At 66.2% G+C, this 19182-nt stretch carries 16 protein-coding genes; 11 read left to right on the forward strand and 5 right to left on the reverse strand.

Annotated features, from left to right (window positions below; genetic code table 11):
• Nucleotides 1–7 precede the first annotated feature (7 nt).
• Entirely contained in the window at nucleotides 8–949 is a 942-nt protein-coding gene (locus tag LW136_RS01890) for a LysR family transcriptional regulator (protein WP_102832264.1), read from the reverse strand.
• A 104-nt stretch (nucleotides 950–1053) separates the two neighbouring features.
• On the opposite strand from LW136_RS01890, the gene LW136_RS01895 reads away from it, so the two are divergent.
• Nucleotides 1054–2196, forward strand: coding sequence for an L-talarate/galactarate dehydratase (locus LW136_RS01895; protein ID WP_102832263.1), 1143 nt, complete (start codon nucleotides 1054–1056; stop codon nucleotides 2194–2196).
• Nucleotides 2197–2233: 37 nt separating this feature from the next.
• On the opposite strand, the gene LW136_RS01900 is transcribed toward LW136_RS01895, so the two are convergent.
• From LW136_RS01900 to LW136_RS01915, 4 genes are all read right to left on the reverse strand, one after another.
• A complete protein-coding gene (locus LW136_RS01900; protein ID WP_102832262.1) occupies nucleotides 2234–3754 on the reverse strand; it encodes a tripartite tricarboxylate transporter permease in 1521 nt (506 codons plus the stop codon).
• Between the two features lie 10 nt (nucleotides 3755–3764).
• The gene (locus LW136_RS01905; protein WP_102832261.1) at nucleotides 3765–4259 is read right to left on the reverse strand and encodes a tripartite tricarboxylate transporter TctB family protein; all 495 of its coding nucleotides are present in this window, start codon (nucleotides 4257–4259) and stop codon (nucleotides 3765–3767) included.
• Between the two features lie 64 nt (nucleotides 4260–4323).
• Nucleotides 4324–5304 (reverse strand): tripartite tricarboxylate transporter substrate binding protein, encoded by a 981-nt coding sequence (locus tag LW136_RS01910; protein WP_102832260.1) that lies wholly within the window; start codon nucleotides 5302–5304, stop codon nucleotides 4324–4326.
• A gap of 28 nt (nucleotides 5305–5332) precedes the next feature.
• Nucleotides 5333–6712 (reverse strand): enolase C-terminal domain-like protein, encoded by a 1380-nt coding sequence (locus LW136_RS01915; RefSeq protein ID WP_102832259.1) that lies wholly within the window; start codon nucleotides 6710–6712, stop codon nucleotides 5333–5335.
• Between the two features lie 449 nt (nucleotides 6713–7161).
• On the opposite strand from LW136_RS01915, the gene kdgD reads away from it, so the two are divergent.
• The 10 genes from kdgD (at nucleotide 7162) to LW136_RS01965 (ending at nucleotide 19132) form a co-directional block, all read left to right on the forward strand.
• Complete coding sequence (gene kdgD, locus LW136_RS01920) at nucleotides 7162–8073, forward strand: 5-dehydro-4-deoxyglucarate dehydratase (RefSeq protein ID WP_102832258.1); 912 nt, start codon at nucleotides 7162–7164, stop codon at nucleotides 8071–8073.
• A 70-nt stretch (nucleotides 8074–8143) separates the two neighbouring features.
• Nucleotides 8144–9586, forward strand: coding sequence for an aldehyde dehydrogenase family protein (locus LW136_RS01925; protein WP_102832257.1), 1443 nt, complete (start codon nucleotides 8144–8146; stop codon nucleotides 9584–9586).
• A gap of 93 nt (nucleotides 9587–9679) precedes the next feature.
• The gene (gudD, locus tag LW136_RS01930) at nucleotides 9680–11020 is read left to right on the forward strand and encodes a glucarate dehydratase (RefSeq protein ID WP_234174528.1); all 1341 of its coding nucleotides are present in this window, start codon (nucleotides 9680–9682) and stop codon (nucleotides 11018–11020) included.
• A 134-nt stretch (nucleotides 11021–11154) separates the two neighbouring features.
• Nucleotides 11155–12708, forward strand: a complete 1554-nt coding sequence (gene garD / locus LW136_RS01935; RefSeq protein ID WP_234175227.1) for a galactarate dehydratase — start codon at nucleotides 11155–11157, stop codon at nucleotides 12706–12708.
• A gap of 138 nt (nucleotides 12709–12846) precedes the next feature.
• The gene (locus LW136_RS01940; protein ID WP_234174529.1) at nucleotides 12847–14970 is read left to right on the forward strand and encodes a TonB-dependent siderophore receptor; all 2124 of its coding nucleotides are present in this window, start codon (nucleotides 12847–12849) and stop codon (nucleotides 14968–14970) included.
• A 49-nt stretch (nucleotides 14971–15019) separates the two neighbouring features.
• A complete protein-coding gene (locus LW136_RS01945) occupies nucleotides 15020–15316 on the forward strand; it encodes a DUF3649 domain-containing protein (RefSeq protein WP_102832254.1) in 297 nt (98 codons plus the stop codon).
• Nucleotides 15313–16839 (forward strand): PepSY-associated TM helix domain-containing protein, encoded by a 1527-nt coding sequence (locus LW136_RS01950; RefSeq protein ID WP_102832253.1) that lies wholly within the window; start codon nucleotides 15313–15315, stop codon nucleotides 16837–16839. The genes LW136_RS01945 and LW136_RS01950 overlap by 4 nt, the downstream gene beginning before the upstream one ends.
• A gap of 2 nt (nucleotides 16840–16841) precedes the next feature.
• Nucleotides 16842–17165 carry a DUF3325 family protein gene (locus LW136_RS01955; protein ID WP_102832252.1) on the forward strand — a complete coding sequence of 108 codons (324 nt, stop codon included), beginning with the start codon at nucleotides 16842–16844 and terminating at the stop codon, nucleotides 17163–17165.
• 41 nt (nucleotides 17166–17206) lie between these two features.
• Nucleotides 17207–18133 carry a 2-hydroxyacid dehydrogenase gene (locus LW136_RS01960; RefSeq protein WP_102832251.1) on the forward strand — a complete coding sequence of 309 codons (927 nt, stop codon included), beginning with the start codon at nucleotides 17207–17209 and terminating at the stop codon, nucleotides 18131–18133.
• Between the two features lie 108 nt (nucleotides 18134–18241).
• Entirely contained in the window at nucleotides 18242–19132 is an 891-nt protein-coding gene (locus tag LW136_RS01965; RefSeq protein WP_102832250.1) for an aldose 1-epimerase, read from the forward strand.
• Nucleotides 19133–19182: the final 50 nt, after the last annotated feature.

Below are 19182 nucleotides of genomic sequence, written 5' to 3' on the forward strand. Positions count from 1 at the left end.
GTGGCCGTCAGCAGTCCGTCCCATGGTGTAGGCCTTGGATTGGCGGCAGGTCCAGGGCGATATCGCGGGCCGCCTGACGCACGGCATTGCGCGCCGCCTCCAGCGCCGGGTTGTCGTTGTCGTCGCGCCAGGCCAGGTGCAGCTCGGCACAGATGCCCGCTGGCAGTGGCAGCTCGCGAAAGCGCACCTGTTGGAAGCGGATCGCACTGGCCCCGCGTGGCACCAGCGCCATGCCGAGGCCAGCGTTGACCAGCGAGAGGATGGTCAGCGTCGAGCCCAGCGACTGGACGAATTCGGGCTGGATACCGCTGGCACGGAACAGCCCGGTGTGCAGCTCGTTGAACGGCTGCCAGGCGCCATGGGCATAGAGGATGAACGGCTCGCCGTGGAGCATTTCCAGGGTCGGCGCCGGATGCTGCGCCAGCGGATGGTCGGCCGGCGTGGCCAGCACGAAGGGCTCGCGCAGCAGGCATTCACTGACCAGTCCCGGCTGCTGCAAGGGCTCGCGCACCACCGCCAGGTCGACCCGACGCGCGCGCAGAGCCTGCAGTTGTTCGAAGGTGGTGGTCTCCAGCAGGTTGATGGCCACGCCCGGGCGTTCCTGGCGAATTTGAGTGATGGCGCGCGGCAGGAAGTCGTAGACCGCGCTGGCAACGAAGCTGATGGTCAGCGAGCCGCTCTCGCCCAGTGCGGCCAGGCGCGCACCTTGTGCGGCGCGGTGGGCCTGGTCGAGCAGGGCCTGGGCCTCGACGAAGAAGGCGCGACCGGCGGCGGTGAGCGCCACAGAACGCGTGCTGCGGGTGAACAGCGCGACGCCCAACTGATGCTCCAGCAACTGGATCTGCCGGCTCAGTGGCGGTTGGGTCATGTTCAGGCGCTCGGCCGCGCGACGGAAATTCAGTTCGCTGGCCAGGGTGGTGAAGCAGCGCAGCTGGGCGAGTTCGAACATTGATCCGTCCCTGGTATCAATCGAGTGCGGAAATGAATTAGACCGTATCAATCCTTCGGGGGGATTATCCACTCATTCCCTGAACTGGCGAGGCGGCAGCACGAATGAGCGACCTGTACGAAGCGGACCGCATCACCTGGATCGGCCTGCGTGCTGTGGAGTTGCCACTGCAGCGGTCGGTCAGCGACGCCAAGGTGCTTACCGGGCGACAGTTGCCCCTGGCGTCGGTCAGCCTGCTGTTCGTCGAACTGCAGACGCGGCAGGGGCTTAAGGGGCTGGGCTTCAGCTACAGCCTGCGCACCGGCGGCCCCGCGCAATATGCCCACGCGCGGGAACTGGCGCCGCTGCTGCTGGGCGAGGACCCCAACGACATCGCCCGCCTGTGGAGCCAGCTGAGCTGGGCCAGCGCCTCGATCGGGCGCAGCGGCCTGGCGGTGCAGAGCATTGCCGCCTTCGACACCGCACTGTGGGACCTCAAGGCGCGTCGCGCCGGGCTGCCACTGGCCAAGCTGCTCGGCGCCCATCGCGACGCGGTGCCTTGCTACAACACCTCCGGCGGCTACCTGCAGGCGCCCATCGAGGAGGTCATCGAAAAGGCCGAGGCGTCTAGGGCGCGAGGCATTGGCGGAATCAAGCTGAAGGTCGGCCAGCCTGACCACCGCGCCGACCTGCGCCGGGTCGCGGCGCTGCGCAGGCACTTCGGCGACGAGGTGGCACTGATGGTGGACGTCAACCAGCAGTGGGACCGCACCACCGCGGCGCGCATGGGCAGGGCACTGGAGGAGTTCGACCTGACCTGGATCGAGGAGCCGCTGGACGCCCACGATCTGGAAGGCCATGCCGCCCTGGCGGCACAGCTGATCACCCCGGTCGGCACTGGCGAGATGCTCGGCAGCGCGGCCGAAGCCTGTGCCTTCGTCGAGCGCGGCGCGGTGGACGTGATCATGCATGACGCGCCGCGCATCGGTGGCATCACGCCGTTCCTGCAGGTGGCCGAGGCGGCGCGGCGGCGTGGAATCGTCATGGCGCCGCACTTCGTCATGGAGCTGCATATCCACCTCGCTGCGGCCTACGAACATGCCACCTGGGTCGAGCATTTCGAATGGCTCGAGCCGCTGTTCCAGGAGCGACTCGAGATCAGCGATGGCTGCATGCAGGTGCCGACCCGGCCCGGGCTGGGGCTGAGCCTCAGCGAGCAGGTGGCGGGCTGGACGCTGGCAAGCGATGCGTTCGGTCAGCGCGGCTGAGCCAAGCCCCTCCTCCGGCGGGAAGAGGGGCGCAGGTTCAGGTGCGTAGCGCCTGACCGAGCACGCCGCCCCGTGGTCGCACCGCGCTGTACAGCTGCCAGAGCACGAAGGCCAGGGCCAGGCCGAGGAAGGTCGCGGCGATGGGGTTGGTGAAGAACGAGGCGAAGTTGCCGTCGGAGAGCATCAGGCCGCGGCGCAGATTGGTCTCCGCCATTGGCCCGAGGATGAAGCCGATGATGAAGGGCGCGACCGGCATACCCGCCTTGACGAAGGCATAGCCAAGCACACCGAACAGCAGGATCGACCAGACATCGAACAGCCGGCTGGAGAGGCCGAACGCACCGACCACACAGAGCACCAGGATGATCGGCAGCAGGATGTGCTTGGGTACGTCGAGCAGCTTGATGAACAGACGCAGGCCGTAGAACTCCATGAACAGCATCATCACCGAGGCCACCAGCAGCGCGGCGAAGATGGTGTAGACCAGTGGCCCCTGGCTGACGAACAGCAGCGGCCCAGGCTGGATGCCGTGGATCAGGAAGCCGCCGAGCAGGATCGCGGTGGTGGTGTCGCCGGGAATGCCCAGGGTCATCAGCGGCATCATGGCGCCGCCGATGCCGGCGTTGTTCGCCGTCTCGCTGGCGACCACGCCGCCGATGTTGCCCTTGCCGTAGGTTTCCGGCTGCTTGGCGCGCTTCTTGGCGACGATGTAGGAGAGCAGGTTGGAGGTGCCGGCACCGATCCCCGGGAGGATGCCCACCGCCAGGCCGATCAGGCCGGAACGGGTCGCGTTGGGCAGCTCCTGGCGGAACTCCTTCAGCGAAAAGCCGAAGCCCTTGATTTGCTTCATGCTCACCGAGCCGGCCTTGTTGCGCACGGCATGCCGTCCGGTTTCGGCGAGCTTGATGACTTCGGCCACGGCGAAAATGCCGATCATCACCGTGAGCATGGAGAAGCCGCCGTTCAGCTCGCTGACGCCGAAGGTGAAGCGGCGTACGGCCTCGACCGGGGCGATGCCGACGGTGGATACGGCGATGCCCAGCGTGCCGGCGAACAGCCCCTTGACCATCGAGCCGGCGGAAAGGGTGGCGATCAGCGTCAGCGAGAAAACGGCGATGGCGAAGTATTCGTGCGGGCCGAAGCTCAGCGCCACCTTGGCCAGCTGCGGGGCGATGAACATCAGCGCGATGATGCTGAAGATGGTGCCGAGAAAGGAGAACACGATGCCGACGCCGAGCGCCTTCACGCCCAGGCCCTGCTCCATCAGCGGGCCGCCGTCGAACACCGTGGCGATGGACGACGGTGTGCCGGGAATCTTCAGCAGGATCGCCGAGATCAGGCCGCCGGACGTGGCGCCGACGAACAGCGCAACGAGTAGCGACAGGCCGGCCTGCGGGCCCATGGTGAAGGTCAGTGGCAGGCACAGCGCCACGGCCATTGTCGCCGACAGGCCGGGCACGGCGCCAAAGACGATGCCGACCGCGACGCCGCCGAGCATCAGCAGCATGATGTTGAGCGAGAAGACGGCACCGAAGCCTTGCTGCAGTAATTCGAGCATGGTCGATTCCTCAGAAATTCAGCAGACCAGCGGGCAGCAACAGATCGAAGGCCTCGCGGAACAGCAGGTAGATGACGGCCGGCGTGACCACCGCGATGGCCGCGTAGAGCAGGTGGCGGACCTTTTGGTTCACGGGCGTCAGGACGATGAACTGCAGGTAGAGGTACAGCGCGGTCATGATCGGAAAGCCCACCGGGCCGAGCAGCACCACGTAGATCAAAATCAGACCCAGGGTCTTCAGTACGGTCAGTGGCTCGACGACGCTGGCGCTGGTTTGCTCTGGTGCGTCGGCGTCGCTCTCGGCCGCGGGCCGCGCGCGGTTGCCGATGGCGCTGAGCGTCTGCAGCGCCCCGAGCAGGCAGAGCAGGATGGCCAGCAGGGTGGGGACGGTGGCGGCATCAATGCCGTCGTGGCCGGGTACGCGGTAGGCCATCACCAGATAGGCGATGCTGGCGCCGAGCATGGCCACGCCGATGGTCAGTTCTTTCTTGTTTGCAGTGGTCATGGCAAACCTCCGTGCGCGAGGAGAGACAGCCAGCCGGCGTGGCCGGCTGGCGACACGTCAGCGATCAGTTCTTGGCCTGACGCAGTTCGTCCTTGAACTGCATGAAGTCCTCGCGGGTCTTGGCCAGAATCGCCTTGGCCTCTTCGGTGCCGTAGTAGGCCACCGGCTGCTTGAACTTCTTCAGTTCCTCGGCGTACTCGGGGATCTCGGTGATCTGCTTCATCACGTCGGCCATCTTCTTCACGATCGCCGGGTCGGTGCCCTTCGGGAAAGCGACCACGTAGGGCTTGTCCATGGTGATGTCGAGGCCCTGCTCCTTGAGTGTCGGCACCTCGCCGAGCAGTGGGTTGCGCTCCTCGTTGGGCTGGCCGAGGGCGACCATCTGCCCACCGCTGACGTAGTCCTGCACCGAGCCGTAGGTGATCGCGCCGAGGTCCAGGCGTCCGCCGAGCATGCCCACCACGCGGTCGGAAACCGTGCCGCCGTCGACCATCTTCAGCTTGGTGTCGGTCAGCTTCTCCAGCATCAGCCCCTGCACGTGGGAGAAGCTGCCCATCTCGGTGCCGTAGGTGATGCTGCCCGGCTCGGCCTTCGACTTAGCGATCAGGTCCTGCATGCTGGTCACGCCAGACTGCTTGGAGGCGACGAACACGGTGCTCTTGTCGACCCCGGCGATGCACGCCACATCGAAGATCTCGTAGCTGTCCTCGGTGAGGCCGGCGACCTCGTTGACGATCAGCTGGCCCGGGTGGGTGAAGAGGATGGTGTTGCCGTCCGCCGCCGCGCCCTTGACCTGCTCGGCGGCCAGGGTGCCGCCGCCGCCGGCGATGTTGGTCACCACCATGCTCTTGCCGGTGATCTGGTTGAAGTACTTGGCCATGGTGCGGGCGTTGAAATCGGTGTCGCCGCCGGGGTTGGCGATCACCACCACCTGTACGGGGCGGGTCGGCCATTTCACATCGGCGGCCATCGAGGTGGAGGCGGCAGCGAGACCGGCGATGCCGACGAGGGCGGAAAGCAGGGAGGCGCGGAATATTGTTTTCATTGGAGTTCTCCGGGTTTGGGCTGCGGGTTCAGGTATTGCGGCCGAGGCTGGGTTTCTTCGGGTCGTAGGTCCAGCCAGGCACCAGGTAACGCATCGCCATGGCGTCGTCACGCGCGCCGCTGGCGACCTTCTTGTAAAGCTCGTGAGCCGCCATGATCCGGTCCATGTCCGGCTCGATGCCCAGGCCCGGGCGCTCGGGTACGCGAACCTGGCCGGCGACGATCTGCAGCGGCTCACGGGTCAGGCGCTCCTGGCCTTCCTGCCAGATCCAGTGGGTGTCGATGGCGGTGATGCGCCCCGGTGCGGCGGCCGCGGCATGGGTGAACATGGCCAGCGAGACGTCGAAGTGGTTGTTCGAATGCGAGCCCCAGGTCAGGCCGAACTGCTCGCACATTTGCGCCAGGCGCACCGAGCCCTGCATGGTCCAGAAATGCGGGTCGGCCAGCGGGATGTCGACCGCCTCCAGGCGCAGCGAGTGGCCCATCTGCCGCCAGTCGGTGGCAACCATGTTGGTCGCAGTGGGAATGCCGGTGGCGCGCTTGAACTCGGCCATGATCTCGCGGCCGGAGTAGCCATTTTCCGGACCGCAGGGGTCCTCGGCGTAGGCCAGCAGGTGGCCCTGGCCCTTGCACAGGGCGATGGCCTCGTCCAGCGACCAGGCGCCGTTGGGGTCCAGCGTCACGCGGGCATCCGGGAAGCGCGCCTTGATCGCGGCGATGGCCTGCATCTCCTCCTCGCCGCGCATCACCCCGCCCTTGAGCTTGAAGTCGGCGAAGCCATAGCGTGCATGCGCGGCCTCGGCCAGGCGAGCGATGGCGTCCGGGGTCAGCGCCTGCTGGTGGCGCAGGTGGTACCAGCCCTCGCCGGTGCTGGCCAGATAGGGCAGGTCGGTGCGCTGGCGATCACCTATATAGAAGAGGTAGGCGAGCATCGGCACCGCGTCGCGCTGCTGGCCGCTGCCGAGCAGCTCGGCTACCGGCACGTCGAGGTGCTGGCCGAGCAGGTCGAGCAGGGCGGCCTCGACTGCGGTTATCACGTTGTCCAGGCGCAGGTTGATCTCGTGAGGCTGCTTGGGTACCGCTGCCTCAGCTGCGGAGGTCACCTCGTGGCGGGTGTCGCGGCCATTGCCGGCGAGCATCGCGCGCAGGCGGTTGAGCACCCGGTTGTAGGCGCCGATCGGCTGGCCGATGACCAGCGGGCAGCTACGCTCCAATGCCTGACGGATACCCTCGCCACCGGGTACTTCGCCGATACCGGTGTTGCCGGCATTGTCGGTGAGCAGGACCAGGTTGCGGGTGAAGTAGGGAGCGTGTGCGCCGCAGAGATTGAGCAGCATGCTGTCGTAGCCGGCCACGGGTATGACCTGCATGCTCTGTACGCGGGGCGTTGCACTGAACGGCTGACTCATGCGCGGCCTCCGCTGCAGGCGAGGCGAGCGACCGGGGCGGGCGCTGTGCACGCATCTGCTGAGGCAGCGCGGCGGATGGCGTTATCGGCAGCCAGCGGCTGCGCAGGGGACGGGCAATTGCGGAACATGTCCGGGGCCTCGCTATTGTTATTGTGGTTATAGGTCGTCGTACGACTATGTGGGATTTTTTACAGTTCGCTACGTCACCTGTCAAACGAAATCATCAGTGCATTTAGCTGGGTCGTCTGCAGCTGCTTATGCCTTTTAAGCTGCCGCCCTCATGGTGATTGACCTGGCCGGGCGAGTGAAAAGCAGAAAGCTTTCAGTCAGCTTTCAATGCTGAAGAAAATGCGCAGAAAAAACGGTTGGAGTATTTTTAGTTGTACGATAACGTATCTCAAGACTGATGCCCTTGTACCTCCTCCACATGCATTCAGGATGCTCGAATAATGAACCCACAAGAATTGAAGGCCATCCTCTCTTCCGGCCTGCTGTCATTCCCGGTCACCGACTTCGACGCGCAGGGCGACTTCAATCGCGCCGGCTACGTCAAGCGCCTGGAATGGCTCGGTCCCTACCGTGCCTCGGCGCTGTTCGCTGCCGGCGGTACCGGCGAGTTCTTCTCGCTGGAGCCGCGCGAGTACAGCGAGATCATCAAGACCGCCGTCGACACCTGCGCCGGCACGGTGCCGATCCTCGCCGGCGTCGGTGGCCCGACCCGCCTGGCCATTCAGATGGCGCAGGAAGCCGAGCGCCTGGGTGCCAAGGGCCTGCTGCTGCTGCCGCACTACCTCACCGAGGCCAGTCAGGAAGGCGTCGCCCTGCATGTCGAGCAGGTCTGCAAGTCGGTGAACATCGGCGTGGTGGTCTACAACCGCAACGTCTGCCGCCTGACGGCGACGCACCTGGAGCAGCTGGCCGAGCGCTGCCCGAACCTGATCGGCTACAAGGATGGCCTGGGCGACATCGAACTGATGGTGTCGATCCGCCGCCGCCTCGGTGAGCGCTTCAGCTACCTCGGTGGCCTGCCGACCGCGGAAGTCTATGCCGCGGCCTACAAGGCGCTGGGCGTGCCGGTGTATTCGTCGGCGGTGTTCAACTTCATTCCGAAGACCGCGATGGACTTCTACAAGGCCATCGCCCGCGAGGATCACGAAACCGTCGGCAAGCTAATCGACGATTTCTTCCTGCCGTATCTGGACATCCGCAACCGCTGCAAGGGCTACGCGGTCAGCATCGTCAAGGCCGGCGCGCGCATTTCCGGCTACGACGCCGGCCCGGTGCGCGCGCCACTGACCGAGCTGAAGCCCGACGAATACGAGCGCCTTGCAGTGCTGATCGAGAAGCAGGGCGCCCAGTAAGCCTTTCCGGAATCGCCCCGGCGCCGCCCTGCGGAATGGCCGCGCCGGGCATCATCAGAGGACACTTTGCATGGCTGACGTACAACGCTACGACAACTACATCGACGGCCAGTGGGTCGGCTCGGATCGCTACCAGGCCAACACCAATCCGTCCGACCTCTCTGACGTGATCGGCGAATACGCCCAGGCCGATGCCGGGCAGGTCGAGCAGGCCTTCGCCGCCGCCCGCCGCGCCTTTCCGGCCTGGGCCACCTTCGGCATCCAGGCGCGCGCCGATGCGCTGGAAAAGGTCGGCGTGGAAATCCTCGCCCGCCGCGAAGAACTCGGCACGCTGCTGGCGCGGGAAGAAGGTAAGACTCTTCCCGAAGCCATCGGCGAAGTCGCCCGCGCCGGCAACATCTTCAAGTACTTCGCCGGCGAATGCCTGCGCCAGGCCGGCGAGACGCTGCAATCGGTACGCCCCGGAGTCGGCGTCGAGGTCACCCGCGAACCGCTCGGCGTGATCGGCCTGATCACCCCCTGGAACTTCCCCATCGCCATCCCCGCCTGGAAGATCGCCCCGGCGCTGGCCTTCGGCAACTGTGTGGTGATCAAGCCGGCCGATCTGGTGCCGGGCTGCGCCTGGGCCATCGCCGAGATCATCTCCCGCGCGGGCTTCCCGGCCGGTGTGTTCAATCTGGTGATGGGCCGAGGTCGTGAAGTCGGCGAAGCCATCGTCAATGCCAGGGATGTCGACGCGGTGAGCTTCACCGGTTCGGTCGGCGTCGGTCGCGGCATCGCCCAGGCCTGCGTGGCGCGCGGCACCAAGGTGCAGCTGGAGATGGGCGGCAAGAACCCGCAGATCGTGCTGGACGATGCCGACCTCAAAGTCGCGGTCGAGCTGTGCACCCAGAGCGCCTTCTATTCCACCGGCCAGCGCTGCACGGCCTCGAGCCGCATCATCGTCACCGAAGGCATCTATGACCGCTTCGTCGAGGCGATGGTCGAGCGTATCAAGAAGATCAAGGTCGGCCCGGCGCTGGAGCAGGGCGTCGACGTCGGTCCGGTAGTGTCCGAGGCGCAGCTTGAGCAGGACCTGCGCTACATCGAGATCGGCAAGCAGGAAGGCGCACGCCTGGCCTGCGGTGGCGAGCGGGTGAAGTGCGGCACCGAGGGCTACTTCCTGGCGCCGACACTGTTCGTCGACAGCAACCCGAGCATGCGCGTCAGCCGCGAAGAGATCTTCGGCCCGGTGGCCAACGTGGTGAAGGTCAAGGACTACGACGAGGCGCTGGCCATGGCCAACGACACCGAGTTCGGTTTGTCCGCCGGCATCTGCACCACCTCGCTGAAGCACGCCAACCACTTCAAGCGTCACGCCCAGGCCGGCATGGTGATGATCAACCTGCCGACCGCCGGGGTGGATTACCACGTGCCGTTCGGCGGCCGCAAAGGCTCGTCCTACGGCCCGCGCGAGCAGGGTCGCTACGCCCAGGAGTTCTACACCACGGTGAAGACCACCTACATCGGCTGAGGTGAAAGCCGGTCGAAAGGCCGCGCTGCGAAACTGCGTAACGGCGCCCCGCGCGGGCGCCGCATCCCCGACAAGAACAACAGAGGGACACCCATGACCATTGCCGCAACGGGCACGCCCCGCATTACCGAACTCACCGTTGTGCCCGTCGCCGGGCAGGACAGCATGCTGATGAACCTCAGCGGCGCCCACGGCCCCTGGTTCACCCGCAACATTCTCGTTCTCAAGGACAGCGCCGGGCATGTCGGCGTCGGCGAAGTGCCGGGCGGCGAAGCCATCCGCCAGACTCTGGAGGACGCCCGCTCTCTGCTGGTCGGTGAACCGATCGGCCAGTACAACGCCTTGCTCAACCGTGCGCGCCGCGCCTTCGCCGACCGCGATTCTGGCGGCCGCGGCCTGCAGACCTTCGATCTGCGCATCGCCATTCACGCCGTCACCGCGCTGGAATCGGCGCTGCTCGACCTGCTCGGCCAGCATCTGGACGTGCCGGTCGCCGCACTGCTCGGCGACGGCCAGCAGCGCGACGAGGTCGAGATGCTCGGTTACCTGTTCTTCATTGGTGATCGCAACCGAACCGACCTTGGCTACCGCGACGAATCCGGCGCCGATGACGCCTGGTTCCGCCTGCGCAACGAGGAGGCCATGACGCCGGATAGCATCGTCCGCCAGGCCGAGGCGGCCTACGAGCGCTACGGCTTCAAGGACTTCAAGCTCAAGGGCGGCGTGCTGCGCGGCGAAGAAGAAGTCGAGGCGATCCGCGCGCTGGCCGCGCGTTTCCCAGACGCCCGCGTGACGCTGGACCCCAACGGCGCCTGGTCGCTGGATGAGGCCATCGGCCTGTGTCGCGACCTGCACGGCGTGCTGGCGTACGCCGAAGACCCCTGTGGTGCCGAGAACGGCTATTCCGGTCGCGAAGTGATGGCCGAATTCCGCCGCGCCACCGGCCTGCCCACCGCGACCAACATGATCGCTACCGACTGGCGGCAGATGAGCCACACCGTGCAGCTGAACTCGGTGGACATTCCGCTGGCCGACCCGCACTTCTGGACCATGGCCGGCTCCGTGCGCGTGGCGCAGATGTGCAGCGAGTTCGGCCTGACCTGGGGCTCGCATTCGAACAACCACTTCGACATCTCCCTGGCGATGTTCACCCACGTCGCCGCCGCCGCGCCGGGCCGCGTCACCGCCATCGACACCCACTGGATCTGGCAGGACGGCCAGCACCTGACCCGCGAGCCGCTGAAGATCGTCGGCGGCAAGGTCGCGGTGCCGCAGAAGCCGGGCCTGGGCGTCGAGCTGGACTGGGATGCCTTGCGCAAGGCGCATGCGCTGTACAAGGAAAAAGGCCTCGGCGCCCGTGACGACGCCATCGCCATGCAGTACCTGATCCCCGATTGGACCTTCAACAACAAGAAGCCCTGCATGGTGCGCTGAGCGCGCTTGCCAGGCGGCTCCGGTGGACGGCTTCGGCCGTCCACCCTACGAGGCGAGCCACGTGTATGGCACCCCCGGCGATCACCGAACAGAACAACAACCGGACCCTAACCGGAGCAGACATGAGCGAAACCGTGCAACTGATTCCCCACCAGGATTCCCCGCGCTGCATCCGCCTGAATGAGGCGGACAACGTCGCCGTGGTGGTCAATGACGGCGGCGTGCCGGTCGGTGCGCAGTTCGAGGGCGGGCTGGTCACGGTCGAGGCCGTGCCGCAGAGCCACAAGGTCGCGCTGGTCGATATCGGCATAGGCGAGCCGGTGCGCCGTTATGGGCAGATCATCGGTTACGCGCTCGAACCCCTGCGCCGTGGCAGCTGGGTCAGGGAAACCCAGTTGAAGATGCCCAGCGCGCCGCCGCTGGACAGCCTGCCGCGTGCCACCGCCGTGCCGGCCGGGCTCGCGCCGCTCGAGGGCTATACCTTCGAGGGTTACCGCAACGCCGACGGCACCGTCGGCACGCGCAACATTCTCGGTATCAGCACCACGGTGCAGTGCGTCACTGGCGTGCTGGAACACGCGGTCAAGCGCATCCGCGACGAGCTGCTGCCGAAGTACCCGAACGTCGACGATGTGGTCGCCCTGACCCACAGCTACGGCTGCGGTGTCGCGATCAATGCGCGCGACGCCTACATCCCCATCCGCACCGTGCGCAACCTGGCGCGCAACCCCAATCTGGGCGGTGAGGCGCTGGTTATCAGCCTCGGCTGCGAGAAGCTGCAGGCCGAGCAGGTGATGCACGCGGACGATCCCTCGGTGGACCTGCGCGACCCCTGGCTGTACCGCCTGCAGGAGTCCAACAGCGGTTTCGGCGAGATGATCGAGCAGATCATGGCGCTGGCCGAAACGCGGCTGAAAAAACTCGACCAGCGCTGCCGCGAAACGGTGCCGGCCAGCGAGCTGATCCTCGGCATGCAGTGCGGCGGCAGCGACGCCTTCTCCGGCATCACCGCCAACCCGGCGCTGGGCTATGCGGCGGACCTGCTGGTGCGCGCCGGTGCCACGGTGATGTTCAGCAAGAACACCGAGGTGCGCGATGCGGTGTATATGCTCACCGCCCGCGCCGAAACGCCGGAAGTGGCCGATGCGCTGATCGCCGAGATGGACTGGTACGACCGCTACCTGGAGCGCGGCGCCGCCGACCGCAGCGCCAACACCACGCCCGGCAACAAGAAGGGCGGGCTGTCGAACATCGTCGAGAAATCCCTCGGCTCCATCGTCAAATCCGGCAGCGGCGCCATCAACGGCGTGGTCGGGCCGGGTGAGCGGGTCGCTCGAAAGGGCCTGATCTTCTGCGCCACCCCCGCATCCGATTTCGTCTGCGGCACGCTACAGCTGGCTGCCGGGATGAACCTGCACGTGTTCACCACCGGTCGCGGCACGCCCTACGGCCTGGCGATGGCGCCGGTGGTCAAGGTGGCGACGCGCACCGAGCTGGCCGAGCGCTGGCCGGACCTGATCGACATCGACGCCGGGCGCATCGCCAGCGGTCGCGCGAGCATCGAGGAACTCGGCTGGGAACTGTTCCACTATTACCTGGACGTCGCCAGCGGCCGCAAGCAGACCTGGGCCGAGCGCCATCGCTTGCACAATGACATCGTGCTGTTCAACCCGGCGCCCATCACCTGAGCCGGAGCGTTCCCGCTGCGTCGATCTCGCAGCGAGTGCTACTGCCCTGCAATCGTAGGAGATTGGCAACTGCTATCTTCTAAATGGGAACATTTATCAATATCATGCGCGTTCTCATCAAACAACAAGGTAGCAGTCATGAGTCGCGTTGTCGCTTCGCCCCCGTTTTCGTTGCGCCCGCTGGTGTTGGGCCTGCCGGTGCTGGTCGCATGCTTTGCTGTCGACGCTGAGGAAGCGGTCGAGCTGGAGGCACAACAGATCACCGCGCCACGCGAAGCCGAGGAGGGCGACGGCCCGGTAGAAGGTTACGTGGCCAAGCGCAGCGTCAGCGGGACCAAGACCGACACGCCGATCATCGAAATCCCACAGTCGATCAGCGTGATCACCGCCGACCGCATCCGCGACCAGGGCTCGCTGACCATCCAGGACTCGCTGCGCTACGTCGCCGGCATGCGTGGCGAGGCCTATGGTCTGGACAGTCGCGGCGACTTCGCGCTGATCCGCGGCGTCGCGCCGACGCTTTTCCTTGATGGCCTGCAGCAGAGCGTCGGCCACTATACGAACTCACGCACCGATCCTTTCACCCTGGAGCGCGTCGAGGTGATCAAGGGGCCGTCATCCATGCTCTACGGGCAGAGTTCGGTCGGCGGCCTGCTCAATTTCGTCAGCAAGCGCCCGCAGGCGGAACAGAAGAATGAGCTGCAGCTGCAGTACGGCAGCTTCGACCGCAAGCAGATCGCCTTCGACAGCACCGGCCCGCTGGATGAAGACGGCACGTTGCTCTATCGCGTGGTGGCGATCCAGCGTGACAGCCAGACCCAGGTCGATCACACCAAGGACAACCGTCTGGTGTTCATGCCGTCATTGACCTGGCGCCCGAACGAGCAGTTCGAATGGACGCTGATGGCCAACGTGCAGAAAGACGACAGCGGCACCACCAGTTCCTTCCTGCCGCACCGCGGCACGGTGCTCGGCGCGCCCTACGGCGAGATTGGCAGCGAGCGCTTCGTCAGCGAACCCGGCTTCGACGAATATGACACCGAGCAGAAAGCACTGACCTCGCAGATGAACTGGCGTGTCGACGACACCTGGACGCTGCGGCAGAACCTGCGTTGGCAGAAGAGCAAGGTCAGCTACCAGACCATGTATGGCTGGCCGCCGGTGCTCGGTGCCGACGACCGCACGGTCAATCGTGTCTATTACGTCTCCGAGCCTGAGGTAACCATCTGGAGCGCCGACCACCAAGCCGAGTCGCGCTTCGACACCGGCTCGCTGCAGCACACTGCGCTGGTCGGTGTCGACTACCGGCACGCCGTCACCGATAGCAAGACCGCTCGCGGAGCCGCCACCCCGCTGGATCTCTACGATCCGGTCTACGGCACCTTCGATCCGTCCGGCATCACGCTTTCCGATGTCCCACAGCAGCGCGTTGCCCAGCAGGGCCTCTATGTTCAGGACCAAATCCGTTTCGACAAGTGGCTGGCAACTCTGGGGCTGCGCAAGGACTGGGCCGACACCCGCGTCGAGGAGGGCACCCGGCAGAAGGATGACGCGGTCACCGGTCGCGTTGGTCTGACCTATCTGTTCGACAATGGAGTGGCGCCCTACATCAGCTACAGCGAGTCCTTTACGCCGATTATCGGGCTGGATAACTTCACTCAGCAGTCGTACAAGCCGCTCGAGGGCGAGCAGTGGGAGCTCGGTGTGAAGTACCAGCCGGCAGGCAGCAACACGCTGCTCACTGCAGCGGTGTTCGATCTGCGCGAGAAGAATCGCCAGATGCCGAACCCGGCGAACCCGCTGAGCACCATCCAGGCCGGCGAAGCGCGGGTCAAGGGGCTGGAGCTGGAAGGGCTGGTGGAGATGAACTCCAACTGGGATCTGATCAGCACCTACACCTACCTCGACAGCGAAGTGGTCAAGGGCCCATCTGCCCAGCAGGGCAAGCGCATCGCCAGTGTGCCCGAGCACATGGCCTCGCTGTGGTCGCAGCACCGCTTCAGCATCGCCGGCATTTCCGGCTTCAGCGCCGGGGCCGGTGTGCGCTACGTCGGCGCCAGCTGGGATGGCACCGACAGCCTCAAGACGCCGTCGACGATCCTGTTCGACGCCATGCTTGGCTACGCCTACCAGGACTGGGCGTTCACCCTCAACGCCACCAACCTGGAAGACGAGACCTACTACACCACCTGCCTGTCGCGTGGCGACTGCTTCACCGGCAACCGCCGCACCGTGGTGGCGACCGCGAGCTACAGCTTTTGAGCGTCGCTGAGCCGCGCGCCGCTTGCCGGCCTGCAACGGAGGATTCGAGGTGAGTCGCAACGCATCCATCAATCGCTGGAACATCGCGTCGCGTGTGCTTGCGGCTCTGGTCGGCGGCTATGCGGTCGCCTACGCGGTGACCGCCTTCCTGGCGGTCTACCTGCCGCTGACACGGCCTGATCGCGTGGTGTTTTCCAGCCTCGTCAGCTTTGCCGTGTGGACGGCGGTGGCGATCTACGTGTTCGCCGCTCGCAGTGCCACGCGGGTTTGGCTGTTGATCGTCGGTGTGACCGCGCTGCTGTGTCTGGCCGCGTTCCTTTCCGGCGACTGGAGGGTTCGTCCATGAAACTGCGCCAAAGCATGGCCGGCTTGCACACCTGGGGCGGCCTGCTGCCGAGCTGGCTGCTGTTCGTGATCATCTTCGCCGGCACGGTGGCCTGCTTCGACAAGGAGCTCAGCCGCTGGATGCGCCCCGCGCTGCATGATGGCGTGGTATCGAGTCTGGGTGCCGATGACGTGCGTGGCTGGTTGCAGCAGAACGTCAGCGACGAGCTGCATGCCTTCTGGATGCACGGCCCGACCGAGCGTGAACCGTACTGGCGACTGGGCTGGGAAGTCGACGCCACCAAGACCATCCACAACGTCGCGTTCGACCCGCGCAGTGCGCAGGCCGAGCCGATGCCGGAAACGCTGGGTGGCGAGTTCTTCTTCAAGCTGCACTACAACCTGCACGCCGGCGACATCGGCATGTATATCGTCGGCCTGGCCGGCATGTTCATGCTCGTCGCGCTGGTGTCGGGGGTGATCATTCACCGGCGCATCTTCAAGGACTTCTTCACCCTGCGGCCCAAGGCCAATGGCCAGCGAGCCTGGCTCGATGCGCACAATCTGTTCGGCGTGGTCGGTTTTCCGTTCCACCTGGTGCTGGCCTACACCGGCGTGGCGATCTTCGTCGCGTCCTACATGCCGGCCGCCGCGCAGGTGAGCTATTCCGGCAACGTCATGCAGTACTTTGGCGAGGTGATGGGCAGCTTCGAGCGCGAAGAGGTGGGCCAGCCGCCGCCGGCTCCGGTGTCCCTCGATGCGCTGATCGCCGAATCGCAGCGGCAGTGGGGCGGAGGCGAGGCAGGCTGGGTCAGCGTGCATCATCCCGATGATGCCTCGGCAGTGGTGGATGTCCGTCGCCGGGACCGTTCGCGGATTGGCTCGCCGCAGGACACCCTGAGTTATGACGCCGGTACCGGCGAGCTGCTCAACCGCCAGGACGCTTCGACTGGCTACAAGGCTTATCTTTGGCTGGCCGGTCTGCACATGGCGCAGTTCGGCGGAACGCTGGTGCGCCTGCTCTATCTGCTGATGGGGCTTGCCGGTTGCGCCATGCTGGTCGGCGGGCTGCAGGTTTGGCTGGCCAAGCGCGAACAGCGCGGCGACCGCAGCGTGATCTGGGTGCGCGCGCTGAACGCCTCGGTGTTCGTCGGCCTGCCGCTGGCCAGCCTGGCGCTGCTGTGGGGCAACCGGCTGATCCCGGCCGGTTACACCGAGCGTGCCGTGGCCGAAGGCTGGGTGTTCGTCGGTGCCTGGTTGCTAGCTGTGCTCTGGGCCGTTCTGCGGCGCCATCAGAGCCGCCGCCGGCTGCGCGAGCAGCTGCTGTTCGGCGCCGTGCTCGCGCTCGGCTTGCCGATCGTCAACGCGCTGACCACCGATGGCCACCTGATCGCCAGCCTCGGGCGTGGCGACTGGGCGCTGGCATCGGTCGATCTGTTCATGATCGTCGCGGGGCTGGTCTGTGCGGCCAGCGCCTGGCGCCTGAACGCAACGCCGGCTGCCGCTGCGGTGCGCGGTCGCTCAAGCCGTGTGCAGGAGGCCTGATCATGCTGCTATTGGCATTCGCGCTGGCCTACCTGGGCATGACGCTGCTCTGCCTGACCATGAACCGCCACCGTGGTGCGCTGCTGCGCGCCGATACGCGCCTGCCGGGCCCGGCGATCATCCGTTCGCTGGCCGTTGGCTGCTTTGGCTTCGCGCTGTGGCTCGGCGTCAACAGCCAGGGTGGCGAGATTGGCACGGTGATCTGGCTGTGCCTGGTCATGCTCTCCGGCTTGCTGTTGGTGCTGCTGCTGGCCTGGCGTTCGCGCTGGGTACTGCCAGCGGTACCGCTGCTGGCGGCCTGCGGGGTAGTGCAGGCCGTGCTGTAAACAACCCATGGGCCGCGGCCCGCCGAGGCAGAGGAAAATCGATGAGCTGCATTCTCCAGATGGGCCCCTTGTCCGAGCGAGTCCAGCAACGCCTGAGCGGACATGAGGTGCTGGCCTACTGGCTGGGCGACGCCGAAGCGCTGCTCGCCGAGCATGCCGGGCGCATCGAGATCATGCTTACCTCTGCGCGCTTCGGCTGCTCGGCCTCGCTGATCGAACGGCTGCCGTCGTTGAAGGCGATCTGCAGTTTTGGCGTCGGCCATGACGCCATCGCCGTGGAAGCCGCCAGGGCGCGGGGCATTCCGGTGAGCAACACGCCGGATGTGCTCAACGAATGCGTGGCCGATCTGGCCTTTGGCCTGATCATCGACAGCGCGCGACAGCTCGCCCTGGGCGACCGTTTCGTCCGCGAGGGGCGCTGGGCCGACGCTAACCTCCCACTCGGCCGCCGGGTCAGTGGCAAGCGGCTGGGCATCGTCGGGCTGGGCCGCATCGGCGAGGCGGTGGCCAAGCGCTCGACGGGCTTCGACATGGCGGTGCGTTATCACAATCGTCGGCCGGTGGCCGGCAGCCCGTACGAGTACGAAGCGAACCTGCTGGAACTCGCGCGCTGGGCGGACTTTCTCGTGCTCAGCTGTCCCGGCGGGCCGCAGACGCAGAAACTCATCGATCGCGCTGTGCTCGACGCTCTGGGTGCCAAGGGCATTCTGATCAACGTCGCGCGTGGCTCGGTGGTGGACGAGCCGGCACTCGTCGCGGCATTGCAGGAGGGTCGGCTCGGCGGTGCCGGACTGGACGTCTTCGCCGACGAACCGCGGGTGCCGGCGGCTCTCTGTGAGCTGCCCAATGTCGTGCTGCTGCCGCACATCGGCAGCGCCACCCATGAAACCCGCGGCGCCATGGAGGATCTGCTGCTGGACAACCTCGACAGCTTTCTTCGCGAGGGACGGCTGCTGACGCCGGTCTGACCCTGGTAATCGACCGCCGGGTGGCGGCAGTTCGTCTGCGCGAGCGATCGCCGCCTCATTCGCAAGCAACGCCGCTCCGTCGCTGAGCGGCCAGCATCAGGAGCGCGCATGGCTTCCCTCGATGAAGTGCACCTCGCCCATGCCGGTTTCCGGCTCTCGGTCTGCCCGGCGCTGGGCGGCGCCATTACCCGCTTCGCCCTGGCGGATTTCGACCTGCTGCGGCCCTGGGATGGCAGCGAACAGGTGCGTCGCGCCAGTTGCTTCGTGCTGGCGCCGTACTCCAACCGGGTCGGCGATGGCCTGTTCCAGGCGGACGGCGAGTCGCACCGCTTGCGCCTCAACTCCGCGGAGCATGCCTTGCCGATACACGGTGTGGCATGGAAGCGCGTGTGGACACTGGCTGCGCAGGAGGCCGACCGGCTGTTGCTGACACTGCAGCATCGGGCCGAAGGCGATGCCCGGCAGGACTGGCCGTTCTCCTTCGAGCTGGAGCATGAGCTGCGGCTCGACGAGCAAGGCGTCTGGCTGCGTCTGGCGCTGATCAACCGCAGCGAGCGGGTGATGCCGGCCGGGCTCGGCTGGCACCCGTACTTCCCGCGCCATGCAGGCGTGACGCTGGGTTTCGCTGCCGAGCAGGTCTGGCTGAGTGACGATCAGCAGTTGCCGAGCGAGGCGGTGGATGTACCGCCGCGCTGGGACTTTCGCCAGCTGCGGGCGCTGGGCGAGCCCGGACTGGATCACTGCTTCAGTGGCTGGGATGCCTCGGCAACCTTGCAGTGGCCGGCGGCGGGCATGCGGCTTGAGCTGGAAGCGGACCCGTCGATGACGCATCTGGTGGTCTATACGCCGCCGGCCGCGCAGGGCTTCTTTGCCGTGGAACCGGTGTCCCACCGCAACAATGCGCTGAATGCGCCGGACCCGGGTAGGCATGGCGCGGTGTATCTGCAGCCGGGCGAGCGGCTGGAGCGTCGCTGCCGCCTGCGCGTCACGCGCTGTTGAAGGCGGACGAAAAAAAGGCCCGTCAGTCGACGGGCCAAAGATTTATCGCA

The organism is Stutzerimonas kunmingensis, from assembly GCF_021432085.1.
Lineage (GTDB): Bacteria > Pseudomonadota > Gammaproteobacteria > Pseudomonadales > Pseudomonadaceae > Stutzerimonas.

Coding starts and splice junctions, on each gene's coding strand:
- LW136_RS01890 (WP_102832264.1), bottom strand. CDS start 949: ATGTTCGAACTCGCCCAGCTGCGCTGCTTCACCACCCTGGCCAGCGAA.
- LW136_RS01895 (WP_102832263.1), top strand. CDS start 1,054: ATGAGCGACCTGTACGAAGCGGACCGCATCACCTGGATCGGCCTGCGT.
- LW136_RS01900 (WP_102832262.1), bottom strand. CDS start 3,754: ATGCTCGAATTACTGCAGCAAGGCTTCGGTGCCGTCTTCTCGCTCAAC.
- LW136_RS01905 (WP_102832261.1), bottom strand. CDS start 4,259: ATGACCACTGCAAACAAGAAAGAACTGACCATCGGCGTGGCCATGCTC.
- LW136_RS01910 (WP_102832260.1), bottom strand. CDS start 5,304: ATGAAAACAATATTCCGCGCCTCCCTGCTTTCCGCCCTCGTCGGCATC.
- LW136_RS01915 (WP_102832259.1), bottom strand. CDS start 6,712: ATGAGTCAGCCGTTCAGTGCAACGCCCCGCGTACAGAGCATGCAGGTC.
- kdgD (WP_102832258.1), top strand. CDS start 7,162: ATGAACCCACAAGAATTGAAGGCCATCCTCTCTTCCGGCCTGCTGTCA.
- LW136_RS01925 (WP_102832257.1), top strand. CDS start 8,144: ATGGCTGACGTACAACGCTACGACAACTACATCGACGGCCAGTGGGTC.
- gudD (WP_234174528.1), top strand. CDS start 9,680: ATGACCATTGCCGCAACGGGCACGCCCCGCATTACCGAACTCACCGTT.
- LW136_RS01940 (WP_234174529.1), top strand. CDS start 12,847: ATGAGTCGCGTTGTCGCTTCGCCCCCGTTTTCGTTGCGCCCGCTGGTG.
- LW136_RS01950 (WP_102832253.1), top strand. CDS start 15,313: ATGAAACTGCGCCAAAGCATGGCCGGCTTGCACACCTGGGGCGGCCTG.
- LW136_RS01955 (WP_102832252.1), top strand. CDS start 16,842: ATGCTGCTATTGGCATTCGCGCTGGCCTACCTGGGCATGACGCTGCTC.
- LW136_RS01960 (WP_102832251.1), top strand. CDS start 17,207: ATGAGCTGCATTCTCCAGATGGGCCCCTTGTCCGAGCGAGTCCAGCAA.
- LW136_RS01965 (WP_102832250.1), top strand. CDS start 18,242: ATGGCTTCCCTCGATGAAGTGCACCTCGCCCATGCCGGTTTCCGGCTC.